This is a genomic window from Microbacterium sp. Cr-K20 (assembly GCF_000708325.1).
Classification (GTDB): domain Bacteria; phylum Actinomycetota; class Actinomycetes; order Actinomycetales; family Microbacteriaceae; genus Microbacterium.
On the sequence record NZ_JARE01000069.1, the window covers coordinates 1 to 1,220 of the forward strand.

Annotated in this window: 1 protein-coding gene and 1 pseudogene; one reads left to right on the plus strand and one right to left on the minus strand. The window is 71.5% G+C overall.

Annotation, left to right across the window (positions count from 1 at the left end):
* Nucleotides 1–241, minus strand: a pseudogene (locus tag GZ67_RS21060) (hypothetical protein); the annotation flags it as partial.
* Here GZ67_RS21060 and GZ67_RS0116855 point away from each other — a divergent pair.
* On the plus strand, nt 198–1,220 hold a 1,023-nt coding region (locus GZ67_RS0116855; protein ID WP_269319695.1), incomplete at its 3' end, for an HNH endonuclease signature motif containing protein. The pseudogene GZ67_RS21060 and the gene GZ67_RS0116855 sit on opposite strands and share 44 nt — an antisense overlap.

Sequence of the window (1,220 nt, forward strand, 5' to 3'; positions counted from 1 at the left end):
TGGTGAAGGCCGCGAAGGCGGTGCGGCGGGAGGTGGGGGTGTCGTCGGGGGCGTGGTTGCCGGCGCGGTGGCCGGCACTGCGGGAGGCGTTGGTGGACGGGACGATCGGGGTCGCCGGGCTGCTGGCCGCGATCGGGCCGATCGAGCAGGCCGGGTCCCGGATCGGGACGGCGGACCGGTTACGGGCGGATGCGGAGTTGGCCGCGTACGCGCGCGGCTTCGCGGCTGCTGACGCTGACACGGAACCGGAACCCGATGCGGACACGGACTCGGATGCTGGTGGGGATGTTGGACCGGCGGCGACGCCGGAGGATCTGCGGTTGTTGGCGCAGGTGATCGTGCAGTATCTCGATCCGGATGGTGCGGAGCCTGCGGACGATATCGCGATGCGGGTGCGGGGGCTGACGCTCGGGCGCGCGAAGGACGGGGTGATCCCGGTCCGGGGACGGTTGCTGCCGGAGGTCGCGGGACAGTTGCAGCGTCTGTTCGACGCGTACCTGAACCCGAAAGTCGACGGACCACCCGTCCCCGGAGTCATGTTCCGGCCTTCGGACGAGAGAGATGCCGATCACGCCCACGCCCACGACACCGACAGCGACACCGGGGCGCGGAGGGGAAGTCCCGCAGATGCCGACCCCGATGCGGACGACGATGCCCTTCCGTCCGGTGACCCGGGGCGGATGGTCGACACCCGTTCACGGTCGCAGAAGCAGCACGACACCCTCGCCGCGATCCTCGGCATCGCCGCCCGCCACGACGACACCCCACGCCTGGGCGGCGGTGCACCCACCCTGGTGGTGTCCGTCACCGCAGACGACTACTCGTCCGGCCGCGGCTGGGCGCACGTCGACGGCATCGACACTCCCGTCTCCACCCGTGTCGCCGTCCACACCGCGTGCGCGGGCGGGGTGCAACGGGTGCTGTTCGACCCGCACGGGCGGATCATCGGCATCAGCACCGCCGACCGGATCTTCACCGCGCATCAGCGTCGCGCGATCACCCTCCGCGACCGTGAGTGCCTCATCCCCGGCTGCCACGTCCCCGCGACCTGGTGCGAGATCCACCACGTCCACGAGCACGCCCACGGCGGTCCCACCCACACCGACAACGGCGTCGCCCTCTGCTGGCACCACCACAGAACCCTCGACACCTCCGGATGGGAGATCCGCATGCGCCACGGCACACCCCACGTCCGCGGACCCGCCTGGTGGGACCCCACC